The sequence below is a fragment of the Leptospira adleri genome (assembly GCF_002811985.1).
Lineage (GTDB): Bacteria > Spirochaetota > Leptospiria > Leptospirales > Leptospiraceae > Leptospira > Leptospira adleri.
Genome location: NZ_NPDU01000055.1, coordinates 1 through 19,229, shown reverse-complemented (window position 1 = coordinate 19,229; position 19,229 = coordinate 1). Strand labels below are relative to the sequence as shown.

The following is a 19,229-nucleotide window of genomic DNA, read 5'->3' as shown; positions in this document are numbered from 1 at the left end:
TTCTTGTCTCCTAAAAAGTATACGTCATTTTAAATTCTATGTTTCTTTCCTTCGTCATCGCGTAGGGAAGACTTCTTTCGGTCGCCGCAATCGAAAAAACCGCGGGGAACGAAATTAAGGCCGTGTTTAATAAATAATTAATTGATAACGAGATCAAAAAAAGGTGATTCAATTGTTTGTGTCTGGAATACTCCGCGTTGCTCTGATCGAACAAAAGAAAAGTCCCGTTGTCCTGAGGAAGCAACAAAGGTTGTTTTTCCTTTACGTTGATACCTGCGTAGTATTCGTAGGCGGCTCCGACGATAAAAAAGCCGGTAAGTCCCATCATCGCATATCCGGACTTCGTGTAATTTTTTCTCTTCAGATAATAACCCGGAATCAGATAATCCCAGAGACCGATGGCGGTTTCCGGATTTTTAGGAGTTAGGTCTTCCGGTTTTAAGACCAATTTTGTAATATTCTTATTTTCTAATATTATAGGAGCTTCCGTTTCTCCGCGGGTGACCATGATCGATTCGTCGTTGAGGATGGAGATTTTGGAAAGAATATCGTCGTCGGTCTCGGAGGAAACCGTGAACTTCAAATTTGTCTTTGAGAGTTGTTGTAAAATTCTCGCGGAAGGTTCTTTTATTTGCGCGAACTTGACTCTTTCCAGGGCGACTCTGAGATATTCTCCTTCTTCGGTCACGTAATAGAGGGTCTGCGGATTGATTTTGGTAATCTTGTAAGTACAAGTCCGTTTAGGATCCTCGTCCAATTCCAAACATAGAAAATTTCCGGCTTCTTCGAAACGCATTTCGGAAATGTCGCTCTTTTTGATTTTTCTTTCTCCGTCGTCGGTTTGAATCGTGATTTCTTCCAATGAGGGATCGTTTTCCGTAACGTTACCCGAAATCTCTTCGCCGCTTTTTAAAAGAATTCTGTGCGCCGAAATCTCGAGGGAAAAAATGAAAATCGCAATTATGAGAAGAATTCTGCTCATTGGACCACCTCGATTTTGATCGCGGAATCGATAGGGACCTTTTTTTTCGAAGATTTATCGCTTACCGTTATCGTATCGTCCTCAAAGGAAGCCCTTAAGAATGATTGTTTATTGCTGTCTTTTGTCATTACTAGTTTGGAATCCTTTGTGGCATTTTTATCCATCGAAATGGATTCGATCGTATAAGTTGGAAGTGTGATCGGAAAGTGAGTTGAAAACAATTTCGTTTGATCTCCGTTGATCACGATCCTGTTTGCGTAAACCGGGTCGGCGTCCGAAACGACGATCTTGATAAGAGCCTTCGGCGGAGCTTGAGCTTCCACTTTTTTCAAGAACTGAGTCGATTTCTGAAGAACTTCGTCCAAGACCGCTTGGTTCTTTTTGGAAATATCTACGTCCAATTTCGAATCTTGTCTATCTTCTCCGTCCGACGATCGATTCGGTTGTTTTAATTTTTCGGAGGAAGTTTTGATTTCTTTCGCTTCGGATGAATCTCCGAGTCGTTCCGCGTTCTTATCGGAAAGGCTTGCGATTTCGGAACCAGCGTTATAATAATAACCTAACATCAAAAGTCGACGATTCGCCTTGATCGCAATTTCTTTGTTCTTATCCGAGAACGCGAGGCTTGCGTATTCTTTGATCGCTTCCGGTTGGTGTCCCGTTTTTTCCAAAGAATAACCTTTGATGTAATTCATTTCGGGAGAATTGATATTCGCCCTTTCGATTTCTTCCAGAGCCTTAGCGTAATTCCCTTTAGCGAAATAAGCGCGCGCCCTTTTTTCCGGATCGTCTTCGCTTGATTCGATTTCTTTTTCACTCTGTTTCGCCCTAAGTATCAACGAGATAAGAATTTCAGCGTCGCTTGAAAGTAAGGTCCCCGGATGATTTGCCTTAACTTCATAGAGCGGTTTAAGAGCCGTGTCGAATTCTCCTTGGACCGCGAGACAAAATCCTTGGTGAAGTTGTATAAAACCGCCTTCTTCAGATTCTTTCCCGAATTGATCGAACGATTCTTCGTAAGTTCTGTAGGCTTCCTTATAAAACTGATTCCGTTCCAACGCGAACGCGTGCTCCAAAAGACGGATCTTGGAAGAATTAAGATGAAGATTGATGCCTGCCTTCAAAGAAAGGGAACGGACGGAATTGATCAACGTCGCTCCAATTTCGTGCAGAAAGGACGGTTCCAAGGAAACGGAATCTCTTGAGTTATTGATCATCGAACTCTGGAGATGGTTTAATTTCATTTCCGCCTTGATGTTTTCCTTGTTCGAAATGATTCCTTCGAACTTGGAACGCAGGATCTCGCTTGAAAAGGAAAAGTTTAGAATTTTACGTCTTTCTAATATGATTCTAAGCTCGAAAAGTTTCGTCTCTAAGACGATAAATCCGAGGGGAAGAATCAATAAGAATCCTATGATGGATATGGCGATGCTCTTCTTCATAGTTATTGAATTTCGATAATTCCGAATGTGACATCGTCGGGAAAATGTTCCGCGAAATTATCGACTTCCTTTTTGATAACCGACGTGATTTCTTTTGCATCCAGATGTACGTTAGATTGAAAAATTTGAAGGAGACGATCGTCACCGAATTGTTCGCCCGTAAGAGCGGTCGCATCGAGAATTCCGTCCGTATAAACTAAAATTTTATCGCCGGGTTCCGTTTTTATTTTCAGAACTTGATATTCTTCCGGGATACCGATTCCAAGGATATGACCCGTCGAATCGAGGGTTACGATTTTATCTTTATTTTTTCTAAAAAAGTAGATCGGGTTGTGACCTGCGCTGCAGAAGTATGCGTAACCTTCCTTATCAAAGAGAACAAAGATGCCCGTGGCAAAGAAAGAACCTTGTAAAGTATCGAAAAGTCTTTCACTCAAACGCGTAAAGATAAAGGAAGGATTTACGGTTTCCTTCATGATGTTTTCGATATTATAATGAATGATCGAAGTGATGAGAGCGGCGGAAACTCCGTGTCCGGTCGCATCCGCGAGAAAGAATACGGTTCTATCTTCGTTGATCTCGATTACGTCGTAGATATCTCCGCTGACTTCACGCATTGGTTTATAAAAAATATCTAATGTGATCAGATTGAATTTTCTTCTTTTACCGGGTAGAAGACATTCTTGAACGTTTTTACCGATCTCTAATTCGGTTTGAATTTGGTTGTTCTTATATTCTAAACTTTCGACTTGTGAGGAAATCCTCTCCACCATTCCGTTGAATGTGGTCCCGAGGAGGTCCAACTCGTCCTTTGAGGAAAAATTCCATTGCGCTCTCGCGGTTAAATCGCCGGTCGACATGGTTTCACTGACTTCTTTAAGGATGAATAGACGCACGAAGATCTTTCGATAGAGAAAAATTCCGAAAAGAATGTGAAAGATCACGCCCCAAAGGAGCAGTAAACCAAGTTGAATATACAAGGAATTCAGACGATCCAAGATCTCTTTTACGCGGACTTGAGAGACTAAAAAAGTTTTTTCCGTAAGATAAAAGATAAGACTAACGATGAAGTTTTCGGAATCGAGTTCGATATCGTAAGAACTATTGATCGCTTCTTTCGCGTTGATAATCGTCGCCAGTTTACTTTTGAGATAATCAATGGATGTAGGCGTTCCGTGTTCCAGATTGATTTTAAATTTTTCAACGGATCGATCTTCAACGGAAACGATTGAAAAATTTTCGATCCCAATGCTTAGTAGTTTGCTCTCTATATCCGCTAATTGTTCTTTATCTTCGTAGTTTTGAGTTTCTAAACCTTCGATCTTTTTTAGAATCTTTCTCGCGATTTGATCCGATTCCAATGTAAAGTTATCGATTAATAAATCCGTCTGATTTTCAAAAATCATAACGGCGACAAAAGTGAGATTGATCACTGTCAGTAAGGAATAGATAGAAATTATCTGGAGTCTCAGTGATCGTTTCATGGCTAATATCAGTATACGGATATTTTCCGATATTAGCATCGTTTATTATAAAACGACAATCGTCAGATATATAGAGCTATTAACAGTGGTTTAATCATTTATTTTGAAAGGGTTTGTTATAAAAGCATTACTTTTAGGCCAAAAAAGTTATCAAACTAAGTTTTTAGAATTTCAGATTCAGAATCTTTATGGCGGCCTCTAAATATTTCGCCAAATTTTTTAAACGGAAATACCTTATTTTAAAAATATTTTTTCTGCTCATTTTGCGAGTACGCACAGAAATATACCTGTGCGTACTATAAATTGACTATTTCTCGAAAACCTGTACTTTGTTAGAAACTGGCTTTGAACTCATGAGATAAGCAAAGATCGCTCCGAGATCTTGGTCGCTCATACCCGCGTATTCCAACCAAGGCATTAAACTATTGAACTCTCCCGGCTTAGTATTCGGATTCGCTTTTACTCTTGCAACATTTGCTTTGAATCTCGCGATAAAACTTTCCCGCGTCCATGAGCCGATTCCGGTTTCAACATCGGGCGTGATGTTTGCGCTTCTTGATTTTCCGCCGGAAACTAAGGCGAATTCAAAACCCCCCGCGTGTTCCATCCCCTCAACGGGTTTCCCTTTTATTTTTTGAGTATGGCAATCATTGCAAGCCGCGACAGTGAAAAGATATTTTCCGTAAGCGATTGTATCTTTTGGTTCCGGTCTTTTTGAAAATTCAGGCGCTTTCGGTATGGTTCTCATGATCAAGTTCATCGGAAATTTTGCGTTCGGTTTTTCCACTTGATTCTCGACCGCTGGAATCGTTCTGATATAAGCTATGATGGAATAAATATCTTCCTTGTCCATCTTCGCATAATTTTCATAAGGCATCAACGGGAAGAGAGGGCTTCCGTCTTTAGAGACTCCCGCAGTCATCGCGTAAAAGATATCGGTATCGGTCCAATTTTTCAAACCGGTCGCTGCAGGAGTGATGTTTCTGGAATAAAACGTTCCTGGCAAACCCATCTCTTCTCCGAACTTTAAACCGCCAGCGCCCAAATTTTTATCGAATGGATAAAAAAGTTTTTGCGGATCTCTGTCTCCGGTGTGACAGCCCATACAAGCGGCGACGTTATTTACTAAGTATTCGCCTCTTTTGATCTGTTCAGGAGTATGCGCGATTTTGATTTCTTCTTTTTTTCCGATGTCCGGATATTTTATATAAAGAAAACTCAAACCGCCTATAATAATCAAAATGATCGTAAGAATGGTTCTTTTTAAAAGAACTCCAAAAAATTTCATCATATGCTCCAGCTATATTTTATTCTTAAACAACGTCGTAAATTATTTTTGACTTATATTGGGAGTCCCGAATTCCCATATTATAATATCTTGAACCTTTGATAAATTTTGAATCCGGTATCCCGAACGGGCCTCCTAAGAATGATTTCAGATCAAGTTCTTTGATTCATTCGATTTCGGCTAACTTTCCTTTTCGATAGAACCGTATTCAAGGAAAAACGGATTCAAAAAATAAAACCGATCGATCGAATTTGTGAAAAGGCTTCTTATTATTGTCTTTTAAATCGTGTTAAACGGATATTTCGCTTTGACGGGAATGAAAGTCAAAAATTTTTCAAAGAAACGATGAGGATCGGGCAAAAAACGGAAGCCTTCTTTCAAAAATGTATTCAAAAAACGGAAAGAACCATTGTTTCGAAAGATATGATAGTCCGAATTTCCCTTTACATTTTGGCTTTGTGTTTGCTTTCTTGTTCTTCCGCGCAAACCCAAGAGCCGGAAAATCACAATAAAATTGAAAAAATACAAACTGCGAAAACTCTCGTCGTCGAATCTTTTTCCGTAGATACTGTTCGCGAAATTTGTTCCAAAATTCCGGATCCCGAATCCTTAAATCCGGATGACGATCTCTGTATGCGAAAGAGACAGGAAGAACTTTTGGGAAGAATTTATTTGCCTTCCCCGAAGGAGAAAAATCTTACCAAGGCTTTGGAATTGGTGCTCGCCCTAAAAAAGGTTTTTCCAAAGAAGAAGATGTTGATCGGAAAAGAAGCCGAGATCCACGTTAGACACGTTCAGCAGAGAGTGGAATACTGCGATCCAACACAAACAACTTGTGTTCCTGTCATTCATAACTTTATTTCTTTTTCCGATTCGAGCATACACGATGCAAATCATACCTACACCTTGGTTCCGCAGATGAGTTATCTCGAGAAGGAGGATAAAAGTCTTCCCGTTGCAAAGTGGAACGAGCGTTTGGACTTAATCTCTAAAGAGAATATCGAATTTATGCTGAATGCTTGTTTTACTTTACAGTGAGAGTATATTAGAGTAATGAAATGCTGGCTCCGCATGGACAGATGTTTTGCGGAGCCGTAAAATTCTTCTTTGATTAATAACTAGTTACGCAGCGTACATATCCGTTCGTGTTCGACTTTGGATATTCGACAACTCCGCCTACCGCAAAATCCACAATGTAGGCCATCGATCGATAACTCGTTCCTTCCGGGATTTTATAGTGTTGTTCGACGTTTTCTACGGAAGCAACATACTGTTTTGGATCGTTCTCATTATTGCCGTTCGATGAAATTGTCGGGCTATTTCCCATCGCGAACGAATTGGTGGAGGTCCAGTGTTTTCCCCCGTTCGTATTTGGGAATAACGTAGAGTTAATGATCGGCAAGGTGGTCACTCTGTAGTCGACGATCGAGATCAGTTCTTTTACGGACGGCAATCTCCACTGTCTTCCGTCTCCAAGCAAGGTTCCTAAGTTTCTGCAGTAACTTAAAGCAGTTGTCCAGTTGCTCGTTTGCCCCCCTGTGACGTTTCCACAATCCGTATAATTCATTCCCGCCGAGCCTCTGCCCATCGTACATTTTCTCCAAAGGAGGCGGTTCGCGGTATCGTTGATTGTTCCATCGTTCGGATCCGTGTAAGGACCCCCAATTCCCGCGATCCCGTTGGCAATTCCGAGTAAGAGGCAGAGCGCTAATAATACTTTGAACTTGTTCATATAATATCTCCCTTTAATCCGCGATGCACATCGCTAATGCGCCGTATTTGTTCATCCAGTAGTTACCCCAGGAATATGCTTTTCCTTTATTGTTAAAATGGGCTCCTCCGCCAAAAACTGAGATTTGCCAAGCCCCCCAAGAAGAGGTGCCAACGGATAGTTGCTGGTTTTGGATCGGGGGAGTGCTTCCATCCGCGACACCATTTGTGGAAATCGCATTCACCGCATTCGTGGAAGTCCAGTATCTTTGATAGTTGTTTCTGATAAATCCCGGGAAGCTAGACGCGGGGATCGTTTCATTTCCCACGCTTCCTTCGTAGATGAGGATTCCCATCTGTTCGCTCAAGGTCGGAAGTCTCCAAGTTTTTTTACCTGCAAAGCCGGCACCTGCGTTGTCCAGATTTAATTGCAGACAATAAGTGAGGGAATCACTCCAGGTTAAATCTAGATAATTACTGGGCCCGCTCGGAAGGCTCGGAGGTCCATTCAATGCGATCAAGGCTAAGTTATACGCGCTTGTAAGGTCTTGAACACAAGTACCTCCGGACCAAATATAGGTAGGTGGACAAGTTTTCCAAAACTTACCGTTCAAGGTGTCTTGTGTAACCCTGTCGTTGGGATAACCCGGTAAGGTTGTCGGCGTTCCAAGTCCGTAAGGAGAAGCCGAATTGAATTCCGTATCTTGTCCGGAAGAAGCACAAGCGGTTGCATTTCCGGAAACATCATAACAAGTGCTTTGCAAAGTTCGTGATATGATGGTAGGGTTCGTTTCCACAAAAGTGCGATAGTTGAGTTTGATTAAATTTGATGCGACGAAGCCTCCTACGACCACATTTCCCGCCCTATCCTTAAAGTCGGAATCGTTGAATTGAAGATAGAAGTTGTGCCATTCCGGCAATTTACTGTTTAGGCTTAAAGTATATGTTAACCCGTCCGCGGACCAAGATCCTGTCATCGTGGGCCAAGAGATTTGTGGAAATCCGCTCACGCCGCTATCACGATGTTGGGGAAGTGGAGTCACGCTCGTGTCCATGGGTTCGCTAAAAACCAGCGCGAAAGTATTTTGGTCCACGCTTAAATTGAGAGTGTTGTTGGAAGGTGTCGCGGAACTTACTGTCGGCGCGGTGTTGTCGATGTTCAGAGTGGAAGAGTTAAATCCTACGTTGCTACCGGAAGTGGTAAAGCAAATTCGAACCGTATTGGCTCCCACCGCTAAAGAAGAACCTGGGATTGTACTGGTGATTTGAGTAGCGGCTGCGGCGCTTCCGGTAATAGCCGGTGAAAGGGCCGTTCCGTTCGTTCCCGCGCTGCAATTGGAACCGCCTACCCGGAACTCGTAATTGCCTGCAATATCCGATTGCCATTTGATCACGCTCGTATCGTCGGGTGTAGCAGTGCTTCGAAGGTAATTTTTAGAAACGGAATTGATCGTAATCGTAGGATTTCCGACCGCAACGATGTATTGATTTGTGGAGACGGCGCTTTTGTTGCCCGCCTTATCGATCGAAATGGCTTTAACGTCGGTGGTAGCGTTATTGGGAATAGCAAATGCAGCGGAAAAAAGAGTAGAACCCGAAGGAACGGTCCCATCGGCATTGATATCAGGCGTAGATCCATCCGTTGTGTAAGCCGTTGCAAGACAACCGGCCGAACCGGTATCGGTGCAAGAAAGGCTGATATTGGGGATCAGCAATCCGTAGGTTCCGGCGGCTAGTGAGAATCCCGGTGTAGGGGCGCCATCGTCACGGACTGCGTTGATACTTTTCATATCCCAGACGCTGGTTCCGTCCGGACTTTTGAGACAGAGTTTGACTGCGTTGGAGCCCGCGCCTAAAGAAGCGGCCGTAATTCGATTCGAATTTGCGGTAGAGGCGGTAATGGTTGCGTTCGAGCTAACCGTACCGTCGGTGCAGTTGGTCGCTACGAGCCGAAGTTCATATGTTCCGTTCATATCGGAAGACCAAGAGATATCGTAATGGGGAGTGCCGCCGGCCGCCCCGCTCACATAAAAGGTTGTAGCGGAAGAATACGTAAGAGTTCCCGTAGGAGCGACGGGCGTGAGCGCCGGTGCGGCAGAGGTGCCGGTTGAAGAATCTCCGCCCGGAAAAGAAAGGCTTGAGCTGGGGAGAAAGAAAAAATTCATTCCTTTCTTACCTTCTCCCGGCAGACAATTGAGAAAAACGGAGAACAAACCGATTCCAAGAATAAGAATATATAAAGCGCGAGTTTTTATTTTCACATGTTGTTTCTTTCTTTGTTCGATCATGGGAAGATCCTCCACAACATTTCCATCCGCAAAATTTGAGTGATGTGAAATTAATTTACTTCTTTTTTTTCAGTAATACGTCACCGCCTATAATTGAGGAATTCTTTGCTTATAAGTTAGAGAAAGAGGGTTCAATAGAACTTTATGAATCGCAGAACGGAGGCATTAGTGTTGAAAAAGTTCGTAGTTCCATAGCAAGGGTGTGTGGAAACTGTGTTTTTTTAATTGCGAGTTTTCATTTTTAAAATGAGAGTTTTTTCTACGTTAGGAAATGATTTCCTAACGTTTCCGTTTTCAGGCCGATCGTTCCCAAAAGAGGCTCGGTTCCCAAATTTTTTTGCAAGTTTCTTGTGTTATTAATCAATAACTTTTCCTATAAATCAGTAAGTATCACTTTTTTCCCGACCCAGGTCGTTTTTTTAGGCATCCTTTGGTTTCAAAAACGTATTCATTCGACTGGAACGAGAGAATTTATTTTATTTTTGAGAAGTGACGATTTATAAATTCTCAAGAAATAAAAAAAATGAGCAAAAGCTCAGAATGCCCTTGTTACCAAAATATCTGGTAAAAATACAAATAAATAACTACTTAAGGATTCGGATGTGGAAGAGGTTAAATACTACTCTTTAGCTGCGATGCTCTATTTTATCATCGCGGTATTTGGACTGTTTAAGAGAGATCGTAACAAGAGGTTCGGTGCGTCAGTGCTGTTTTTTTTGATGGCCTCTCTGTTTTGGTCATTTACGGCCACTATTTTTATCACTGAATATGCTCTTGCAAAGAAGCTCGCTCAGTATTTTTACGCATTCTTTTCGGTAACGGTGATTTTCTTTTTTATGAATCTAACCGTTTCCGCAAAGACCGGAAGTTCTCAGATCAACGAAGGCGATTTTTCCTCTCTTAGAAAATTGCTACTTCGTAGTTTTGCGGCCACTGCGGCGATCGTGGTAATTTGGGATTTATTGGATGAATTTAAGATTCCAAACCTATCGGAAGTGATTTCCTTAGGAAGTTTCTTATTCTTCGCATATCTTCTCTTTCAAGTGTTGGTCCCGCTGCGTTCTTCCGAAAACCGGGGAAATTTAGTGAAAATTCTTCCTGCGATCAGCGTTTTGCTCGTGATCAAACTTACGGAAGTGATTCGATACTTCGAGGGCGCCAAGATCATCGAGCCGATGAGCACGATCAATTATTACTTTCTGATTCTTTCCCCGATCATTTTGAGCGAATTTATCCCGGTCGTCGCGGAACTGCAACGTTCCAACGAAGACTTTTCAAGAGGGAATTCGGCTTCGCGGGAGTTTGCATCGGATAAGAATCTGGAACAGAGGGATCAAAATTTAGAAAAACGGTCTCTATTAGAAGATTTGAATATAGAAAAAGTCGAGAGCAAACTCAATGAATTGATGCAAAACGAAAAGATTCATTTGGATGAAGAGCTGAGACTTCCTTCTTTGGCTTCCGAAATGGGACTTTCCGTGCACCATTTGTCCGCGTTTTTGAACGAACACATGGGGATGAACTTTAATTCGTTTATAAATCATCACAGAGTTAAGGAAGCGAAAGTTATGCTTCTCGAAGAGCCGGATCGATCGATTCTTTCGATCGGAATGGCCGTAGGATTCAGTTCCTCTTCCGCTTTTCACAGAGCATTTTTAAAAGAGACAAAAAAATCTCCGAAAGCGTTTCGAGAAGAGAATCTAACGAATTATAAAAACAACGAAGATGAAATGGGAGATCTGGATTCAAGATACTCTCATTCTATCTAAAAAGAAGATTCATATTCTCCTTTGATTTTTCGGATCAAGGGAGTTATGTAGCCTATCGATTTCCACGATTCTCAAGTCTATTTTTTTCAGAGAAGAATTTTGCCGAAAATTCTCTCTGAAAAAAATAGGGAAAGAATGTGACTCTCAAAATTCTTATATCCTGTTTGGAATGAAATTTCGAAAATGAAAAAAGTCACAAAATTATCGGATCGATTTGTCTATAAATTAGAAGCAAATCGATAGATAAAATAGATTGTATGCAATGAAGCGAATTTCTTTTTATATTTTTTCCGCGTATGTCTTCTTTCTGAGCTCTTTGATTTCTTGCGCGCAGGCGGAACGTTTTTCTTTGGATGGTCCAAGCGGAGCTTTGATCACCATCGTTCAAGAAGTTGCGGAGACTGCGGCTTCTTCCTCGTCCTCAGCAAACACCGGTTTTCAGTTTGGCGGAGTTTTGCAAGGTTTAGTTTCCGGAACCGTCGAGGTTCAATTGAACAGCGAGGTTTTGGCGCTTTCCGGTAACAGCGGATTTCAATTCGCAAATCGAATTCCTAAAAATCAAGCCTATCAATTGAGCGTGAAGACTTCCGCTCCCAATCATTCCTGTAAGATTTTTTCCGATACTACTGAAAATCCTTCCGGAAACGCGACGTCCGACGTTTCCAATCTGATCGTCTATTGTTCAACCGTGGTCATCAACGGAAAGATTCCCGGTGATACGGTCAGCGTAAAAGAAGACGGAACCGCTTTGAACTTCGATATTTCTCTGAGCGGTCCGACCGGTCCAAACGATCCTGTGGCTCACGTCGCTCTTTCCACGACGGCGGCCATCAACCATTTTAGTCCCGGCCCTGAAAGTTACGATATGAACTTTGCGAATCCGGATTCCGTTTCCGTAACGGCTACCGATTTGACTCCGGCCGGATCGTCGGACTATTTTGATCAAACCTATGCGTTAAACGTCGCCGTTACGCCTTCCAATCTTGCGGTTTCTTTTACGCTAAAGATTATCAACAACGATAAAAGAATCGGAACGATTACAAGAGTTTCGGCGGGAAACATGCAATATGGCGCGCTCAACCTTGGCATTAACGGAGGCGATTCCGCTTGCAGCGCGGATGTTGGTTTTTCTTCTAAGATTCTTGCAGGCGTTGCGGCGCGAGTTCCGGGGAACGCGGATTGGCCGATCGCGAAGAATACGAAATATTACCGCGCGGACAACAACGCCTTCATCGCAACTTCGGATAACAACGGTTTGATCGCTTATAACACTCTTTATACGAGCACCGGGAATCCGGCTAGTGACTTCTGGTCCGGCTTCAATACGAATTGGACGGTCAACGTGAATTGCAGCGATTGGACCGATAACGCTACGGGCAATGGTTTAGCGGGAGACGGGTCGACACTCATTCCTTGCACAACCGGATTCAAACGTTCGCTTTGTATTGAGCGATGACTTTCTGAAAAGACTAAACTTTTCGTAAAGTAAGCTCGTTTTGGGCCGTAAGAATCGGGTTTTATTTTCTTAAAAATATTTTTAGGTCGAAAAGAATCAAACCGACCGCGGATCGATAGCGGATCTTAATTTTAACTCTTTTCGAGTATTGATTCCGGTCTTCCCGAAACCTTCGTAACGGAAAAAAGCTCGTTTCATAAATTCTAATCCTTTGTGTGAGTTCCCACAAATTTTGTCTCATTGGACTTTTCTGCGATTACGGTCTTATCCGTGATTCAGGACCTGTGTGAGTTCCCACAGTTTCAGGTTTTGGAAGAGGTTCTCAAGGTGAGGATGAAATTTTGTCTTTGATCTAAGGACGGTCATATCAAAAAATTTTTCGAAAAATTAAGGAACAGAATTGATTCTAAAATACTTGGCGCGATTGAAAAACCGATTTAAGAAGACGATGTATCCGAATTTTAAATCGGACGGACTTGAAGTCCGTTTACAAGCTTCTTTCGGTAAGATTCCGTTTGTCGGAAAAACGTTTGGTCTTTGCGGAATTCTTCGATTCTAAGGGTAGGAATCCCCGCCGTTCATTTCGCGCCTTGATTTAGATTTCGTCTAACGTTTTCGATTTCTTCCGATGATCGCGTAAAGTCCTTTTGCAACACTCTGAATCGTTCTTGTCATCACACCTTTGAGTTTGATTTTTAAAAATAATTCTAAGATCAATTCCCGAAGCGCGAGGTCGAAAGGAAGATTGTAATTTTTCCAATCGATCACGAATTGAAACGGATAACTTTGTTCCGGTTTATCGTCCGCGTTCGGAGCGAAATGAATCAGAGTTCCTTCCACTGCGGTTTGATCTCCGTTTATATGTTTAAATTCCACATAGATCTGAACCCTATTTTTGAGGAATGGAAGAGGGATCACTTGAAGACCCGCAAGCTCGGACCAGGTGATGTCGCTTAACGATAGGAAACCCCTCGTTTCTCCGGCCAAAACGCCGATTCTCAGATTTCCTCTTCTTCCGAGTCTACAGGAACCGCTTTTGGTTCTGAAAAGAAGTTCCAAGGGAGAACCCGAGTCCATATATCCGCCTTCGATCGCGATGTCTCTGAGTTGAATCGAATACGTCGGAGTCAGGGTTTTATCGACGATCGAGATCGATCCGTTTTCTATTTTCATATTTTGGAATATGATTCTTCCTCGTTTGGGCATCAGGCCGATCTTTTTGTGAGGGCTGACGATATTCGTATAATCCATGTGGAAGTTTCCGAAGTAAGAGGACGGAATTCTCAACTTGCCTTTGAATAAGGAAAAAAAATCGATCTGAAAATTAAGAGAAGAGATTCTCGTGTAAACCTGATCGGTTTTAAGAATTCCGGGGAATTCGATCGTGCAGTTTTTGGATATGACGTAAAAGAACGGAAGAAGAATTCCCGAAGAGACCCATTTGAATTTGAAATGCCGAAAGGAAAAAAAATTAACTAGAAGTTGTATCATAGGACCGGACATCAAAAATTGAAGCCCGGCGTAAAAGATGAAAAGATAGACTAACGTTTCCCAAACCCAGCCGATCATAACGATGTTCCCGGAAAAAAGGTTAAGATCCGTGGGAAACGATTCTGTTTCAAAAGGCGGATTTACTTCTTCTTCTCAAGAATTCGATTTTCGATATTCTTCTTATCCATGGAAGATATCTCGAGTTCCTTCGCGAGATCGTCTAAAAATTCTCTTTCTTTTTTGGTAAGCGCTCCGTCCATCGAAACGATCACACACGCGTCTTCGTAAAAACCTGCGGCCATGATCGGATTTCCTTCCGAGAAGTTTCTGATCGTTTTTACGGGAAGGGGATTTTCAAAGACGTCGGAAAGTTCGCTGATGATGGAAGTTTTTTCGCCTTGGTGATCGAAGAAGATACAACCCTCTTCGAAAAGGGCTTTCACCATCTGACCGACGAGGCTTCCTTCTTTTTGATGAAAGATTCCGTCCGCCATGCACGAATAAGACCAAACGCTGACGAGGACTTTGGCATAATTCATCTTCAGTTGAAAGATTTCTTGTTCGGGGTCCAATTCTTCTCTGAACTTTTCATAGAATTCATGCCCCGGCAGGACTTTGCTTGCAAGGGATGAAAGATTCTCCATTGGCATCGGGAGTTCCTCCAGGTTTTCAGAAAATTCTATCCTAACCATTGGATTTGCAATGAAAATCTGAAAAGAAAGACGTTGATTTTGACCTAAATTTTAAGAACCTGACTTTTGTGAACTCTTCTCTTAAAGAAAACCCAAGAAAGATCTTGGTAACATCGGCGCTTCCTTACGCGAACGGTCCGATCCATTTAGGGCACGTGTTGGAAGGCATTCAAACGGATATCTGGGTTCGTTTTCAAAAAGCTGATGGAAACGAATGTCATTTTTTCTGTGCCGACGATACGCACGGCACTCCGGTAATGCTCGCGGCTCGGAAGGAAGGAATCACTCCGGAACAACTGATCGAGAGAGTTCAAAAGGAGCATTTCCGCGACCTGAGCGCCTTCGGAATCGAATACGATAATTATTATTCCACGAACTCCGAAGAGAATAAAGTTATTTCGGAAAAAATTTATTTACAACTCAAAAAGAACGGTCATATCGCTCGAAGAGGGATCGAACAATCCTATTGCGAACACGATCAGATGTTTCTTCCCGATCGTTTTATCAAAGGCACTTGTCCCAATTGTAAATCCAAGGATCAATACGGGGACAACTGCGAGGTCTGCGGTAAAACTTATAGTCCGAAAGATTTGATCGATTCTCATTGTGCGCTTTGCGGAACGGCTCCGGTTCTAAAGAATTCGGATCATATCTTTTTTAAATTGGAAGACTTCCAAGAATTCTTAAAAGAATGGATCGACGCGGGTAATCACGTAACAGAAGGCGTGCAAAAAAAATTGAGAGAATGGTTCGAAGCCGGGTTGCAACAGTGGGATATATCTCGGGACGGACCTTACTTCGGTTTTGAAATTCCGGAGGAGAAAAACAAATACTTTTACGTTTGGCTCGACGCTCCGATCGGTTACATGGCTTCTTCTCTAAAATTCTTTCAAGGTGATTGGGGGAAGTTCGATTCTTATTGGAAGGATAAGAATGCGGAGATCGTCCATTTTATCGGAAAAGATATATTATACTTTCATGCTTTGTTTTGGCCCGCGATGTTGCACGGGAGCGGTTATCAAACTCCGAAGAACGTTCACGTTCACGGATTTATCACCGTCAACGGCGAGAAGATGTCCAAGTCGCGCGGAACTTTCATCAACGCGAGCACGTACGCGAAACATCTCGATCCCGAACATCTTCGGTTTTATCTCGCGGGAAAGTTGAGTCCCGGAATGGACGATCTGGATCTTTCCTTTGACGACTACGCCGCTCGTGTGAATTCCGATCTTGTCGGCAACCTGGTCAATCTTGTTTCGAGAATTTCCACGAGCATTCTGGACCAACTCGATCGAACGCTCGGAGTTCTTCCTCAAGAAGGAAAGGAATTGTTAAACGAATTGATCCGTCAGAAGATCAAACACGGCACCGGCGAATCCGATATTCTGGATATTATAAAAATCGCATACGAACAAAAAAACTACGCGAGGGTGATGAGAGAAATTACTCGTCTCGGCGATACGGTCAATCGTTACGTAAACGACAACGCTCCTTGGAAATTGATCAAGGAGAATCCGGAAAAAACCAGAGAAGTCGTGACCACGGTTTTGAACGCGAGCCGAATTCTTGCGGTGTATTTGTATCCGGTCGTTCCGAAAGTTTCCGAAAAAATCTACTCGTTGCTCGGATTGAAAGAATCTCCGAAGTTTAAAGATTTAGAAGAATTTAAAGCATTAGAAAAAACGAAAGTAGCTCCCTACGAGATGATCACAAAACGTGTGGATGAAAAGGCGATCAACGCAATGTTAGAAGAAAACAAACAATCAGTGTCCGAACATTCCAAAAAAGAAGAAGAAACGAAGGCGGCCAATGCGGCTCCCGCCGGCGAAAGACTTGAGATTTCGATCGACGATCTCGCAAAGGTCGAACTTCGAGTCGGCCAAATTGTAGAAGCGGGTCCGGTAGAAGGCGCGGACAAACTCGTGAACGTGAAAGTGGATTTAGGAGAACTCGGAATCAAAAACGTCTTTGCGGGAATCAAAGTCGCTTATCAACCGGAGGATCTGAAAGGTTTGAAAGTTGTGGTGGTCGCAAATCTCAAACCGAGAAAGATGAAATTCGGAATTTCTGAAGCGATGCTCCTCGCTTCCGGCGAAGGAGAATCTTTGAGTTTGTTCGTTCCTCACAAGGACGCAAAGCCCGGCGATAAGTTGAAATAAGAACCGAGGAACCGTTCAAAGAGAACTGGAAAAATAATAATTTTTGCGGAGACGAGTCGAGGAGAATGCGGCCGTTTTACAATTCGTTTCTCGAATGGGGTGTGTTCAAGTCAGATTCGAGTTAAGAAGAGCTTCGCTTACCTTTACGAGAAGTTCGGCTTACGGAATTTTGAAGAAGCTGATTCTAATTTTCTAAAAAAGATGAATTCAGGATCGTTTTGCAAATATTCTTGCGATTTGGATATTCTCATCAACTCCGGAAGAATAGCTTAGGAAGAAAGGAGTCGTTTTCCGAAGTTCTGTGGGAATTCCCACATACGAAGAATGAAGGCTTTTTACTTGCAAAATTCTGATTTTCTGATAGGGAAAAATCTTCAGAATTTTCCCACCACCTCACCCCTCCACCCAAAGTCAGGGTGGGGCGCGCGTTTTTCACGGTTGCGTCGTTGTTACGACAGGTTTTTTTCGAGATTGAATTTGTTTCGTTTGAGGTTATCGTTTTTCTTGGGGACTGGTTGAAATTCGGAGACAAGCAATTTTTTAGCGAATAACTTTGTCGGACCAAGTTTATAGGCTCCGAAAAAAAGATTTACGAAATGGAACCGATTCCTTTTAAGAATCGGGTTTAAGATCAAACCTTCGAAGTTGAATTTATTTTTAGGAATTTAGATGCCTTTACAATTAGATATCTCCTACAGTTTTCAAAGACTTTTGGAAAAAAGTAAGAATGTCGGCGGTCGTTTGGTTTCTCGACAACTCACTCATATCGTGGATTCTTTTATCCTTTCCAAGTTTGAAACTTCCGGCGTTGAATTTAAGTCGGGCGACGAAATCTGTCTGGTAGCGATGGGCGGTTACGGAAGAATGGAGATGGCCCCTCATTCCGATATCGATCTTTTATATCTCCACAACGGAATCAAAGAAGAACGACTCGCCGCTCTTATCTCAAAAATCAACACATATCTCTACGATTCCGGAAAAGAAGTCGGACATTCCTGTAGAACGATCAAGGAATGCTTTCAATATCTCGACGACATGTCTTCTTATCACGCGTTTTTGGACGCTCGTTTCCTTGCGGGTTCTCGTGCGCTCTTCGAAAAGTTTAAGACAGAGTTTTTGGAGAAACTTCCGGAGAAAAGGACTAAAAATTATAATGAGGCAAAAGAAGAGATTCTTTCCTCGCGTTTTCTAAAAGAAGAACGCCCGATTTTGTTAAGCGAACCGAATCTCAAAACCGATCTCTGTGGTCTTCGAGACATTCAATATATGTTTTGGATGGAAAAATCGGTTCGCAATCTTCCTTCCTTGGGAGGACTTTCCATTCTTCCCGTCTTTCAAAGAGGAGAAATTCAACTTTTGCAGGAAGCATACGACTTTCTTCTAAGAGCTCGAATTGCTATGCACGTTATCACCGCAAGAAAAACGGATCGACTCGATCTCAATCTCCAACAGGAAGTCGCGGAATATTTGGGCTTCGGTAAAAAGACCGAACTTTCCTCCGTGGAAAAGTTTATGTATGTTTTATACGGACATCAGAAGAATATTTATTTTATCATCCGCATCTATCTGGATTCGATCATTGAAAAGAGAAAGAGTTCGGAAGGGGAAAGTTTTCCTTACGAGGACCTTCACTTTTTCAAAATAGGAAGGACCGTTTTTCCTCCGGTGATAGGAACGCTCTTTTCAAACCCGCATACGATCTACAGAGATGTGATGATTTCTTTTCGAATGATCCAAGAAAAGGATCTTCAAGTTTCGGGAACGCTTCTCAACGAATTCCGTTTCGCTTCCAATTTTTTGGACGACGACTTCAAATATTCTCCGGAGGTAAACGAGGAATTTTTGAAAATTCTACGAACCCCTTCTCAAAGGGGAAGAGTGTTGAAGCTTATGCACGAATCCGGAGTTTTGGGCGCGATTCTTCCGGAATTCGGTGCCTGTACGAACTTTCCTCTTTTCAGCTATCATCACGAGTTTACGGTCGACGAGCATACTCTTTTGATTCTACACGAGTTGGATCTCTTGGACAAGGGAGAATTTCCGGATCTGCAAGTACAAAAGGCTTATAAAGAATGTTCTAAGATCGAACTTCTCGCATTAGCAATTTTGTTACACGACGCGGGCAAAGTTAAGGAAGGAGATCATTCTCAATACGGAGCTGAACTCGTTTCCTCGGTGGGAGATCGGCTCGGGTTAAGCGAAGAAGACCGCGATCTCTGCCGCTTTCTTGTGGAAAAGCACACCCTTATGTCCGAGTTGAGTTCGAAGAGGGATATCGGGGATCCGAATTTGGTTTTCGATTTCGCGAGAACGGTCGGCAGCAGAGAAAGATTAAGAAAACTTTATATTCTTACGGTGATAGACACTAAATCCGTAGGTTCGGGCGTCCTAACAAATTGGAAGAGCGCGATCTTGAATACTCTTTATCAAAATACGATTCCTTATCTTGTCAGCGATTCAAACGGAAA

General features: G+C 42.5%; 13 protein-coding genes. 5 read left to right on the top strand and 8 right to left on the bottom strand.

Features of this window, described 5'->3' with window-relative positions; all coding sequences use genetic code 11:
• Positions 1–10 precede the first annotated feature (10 nt).
• The 4 genes from CH376_RS17490 to CH376_RS17475 form a co-directional block, all read right to left on the bottom strand.
• Positions 11–982 (bottom strand): LB_137 family protein, encoded by a 972-nt coding sequence (locus CH376_RS17490; RefSeq protein ID WP_100787245.1) that lies wholly within the window; start codon positions 980–982, stop codon positions 11–13.
• Positions 979–2,424 (bottom strand): tetratricopeptide repeat protein, encoded by a 1,446-nt coding sequence (locus CH376_RS17485; protein ID WP_100787244.1) that lies wholly within the window; start codon positions 2,422–2,424, stop codon positions 979–981. The genes CH376_RS17490 and CH376_RS17485 overlap by 4 nt, the downstream gene beginning before the upstream one ends.
• Positions 2,425–2,426: 2 nt before the next feature.
• Positions 2,427–3,908, bottom strand: a complete 1,482-nt coding sequence (locus CH376_RS17480) for a SpoIIE family protein phosphatase (protein ID WP_100787243.1) — start codon at positions 3,906–3,908, stop codon at positions 2,427–2,429.
• A gap of 307 nt (positions 3,909–4,215) precedes the next feature.
• The gene (locus CH376_RS17475; RefSeq protein WP_207767205.1) at positions 4,216–5,199 is read right to left on the bottom strand and encodes a c-type cytochrome; all 984 of its coding nucleotides are present in this window, start codon (positions 5,197–5,199) and stop codon (positions 4,216–4,218) included.
• A 342-nt stretch (positions 5,200–5,541) separates the two neighbouring features.
• Between CH376_RS17475 and CH376_RS17465 the strand changes: the two genes are divergently transcribed.
• On the top strand, positions 5,542–6,234 hold the full coding sequence (locus CH376_RS17465; RefSeq protein ID WP_100787241.1) for a hypothetical protein: 693 nt from the start codon (positions 5,542–5,544) through the stop codon (positions 6,232–6,234).
• Positions 6,235–6,307: 73 nt separating this feature from the next.
• Here the strand turns inward: CH376_RS17465 and CH376_RS17460 are convergent, their stop codons facing one another.
• Positions 6,308–6,928: an Lcl C-terminal domain-containing protein gene (locus CH376_RS17460; protein ID WP_100787240.1), complete on the bottom strand. Its 621-nt coding sequence runs from the start codon at positions 6,926–6,928 to the stop codon at positions 6,308–6,310.
• A gap of 13 nt (positions 6,929–6,941) precedes the next feature.
• Complete coding sequence (locus tag CH376_RS17455) at positions 6,942–9,167, bottom strand: Lcl domain-containing protein (RefSeq protein ID WP_165781814.1); 2,226 nt, start codon at positions 9,165–9,167, stop codon at positions 6,942–6,944.
• Between the two features lie 629 nt (positions 9,168–9,796).
• On the opposite strand from CH376_RS17455, the gene CH376_RS17450 reads away from it, so the two are divergent.
• Positions 9,797–10,963, top strand: coding sequence for a helix-turn-helix domain-containing protein (locus tag CH376_RS17450; RefSeq protein WP_100787238.1), 1,167 nt, complete (start codon positions 9,797–9,799; stop codon positions 10,961–10,963).
• A gap of 262 nt (positions 10,964–11,225) precedes the next feature.
• Positions 11,226–12,419: a DUF1554 domain-containing protein gene (locus tag CH376_RS17445; RefSeq protein WP_100787237.1), complete on the top strand. Its 1,194-nt coding sequence runs from the start codon at positions 11,226–11,228 to the stop codon at positions 12,417–12,419.
• A 606-nt stretch (positions 12,420–13,025) separates the two neighbouring features.
• On the opposite strand, the gene CH376_RS17440 is transcribed toward CH376_RS17445, so the two are convergent.
• Together CH376_RS17440 and CH376_RS17435 are read right to left on the bottom strand one after the other, a co-directional pair.
• A complete protein-coding gene (locus tag CH376_RS17440; RefSeq protein ID WP_100787235.1) occupies positions 13,026–13,988 on the bottom strand; it encodes a hypothetical protein in 963 nt (320 codons plus the stop codon).
• A gap of 62 nt (positions 13,989–14,050) precedes the next feature.
• Positions 14,051–14,554 (bottom strand): tellurite resistance TerB family protein, encoded by a 504-nt coding sequence (locus CH376_RS17435; protein WP_408611663.1) that lies wholly within the window; start codon positions 14,552–14,554, stop codon positions 14,051–14,053.
• Positions 14,555–14,670: 116 nt separating this feature from the next.
• On the opposite strand from CH376_RS17435, the gene metG reads away from it, so the two are divergent.
• Both metG and CH376_RS17425 read left to right on the top strand, forming a co-directional pair.
• Positions 14,671–16,761 (top strand): methionine--tRNA ligase, encoded by a 2,091-nt coding sequence (gene metG / locus CH376_RS17430; protein ID WP_100787233.1) that lies wholly within the window; start codon positions 14,671–14,673, stop codon positions 16,759–16,761.
• A 669-nt stretch (positions 16,762–17,430) separates the two neighbouring features.
• The coding region (locus CH376_RS17425) for a [protein-PII] uridylyltransferase family protein (RefSeq protein WP_100788255.1) at positions 17,431–19,229 on the top strand (1,799 nt) is incomplete at its 3' end.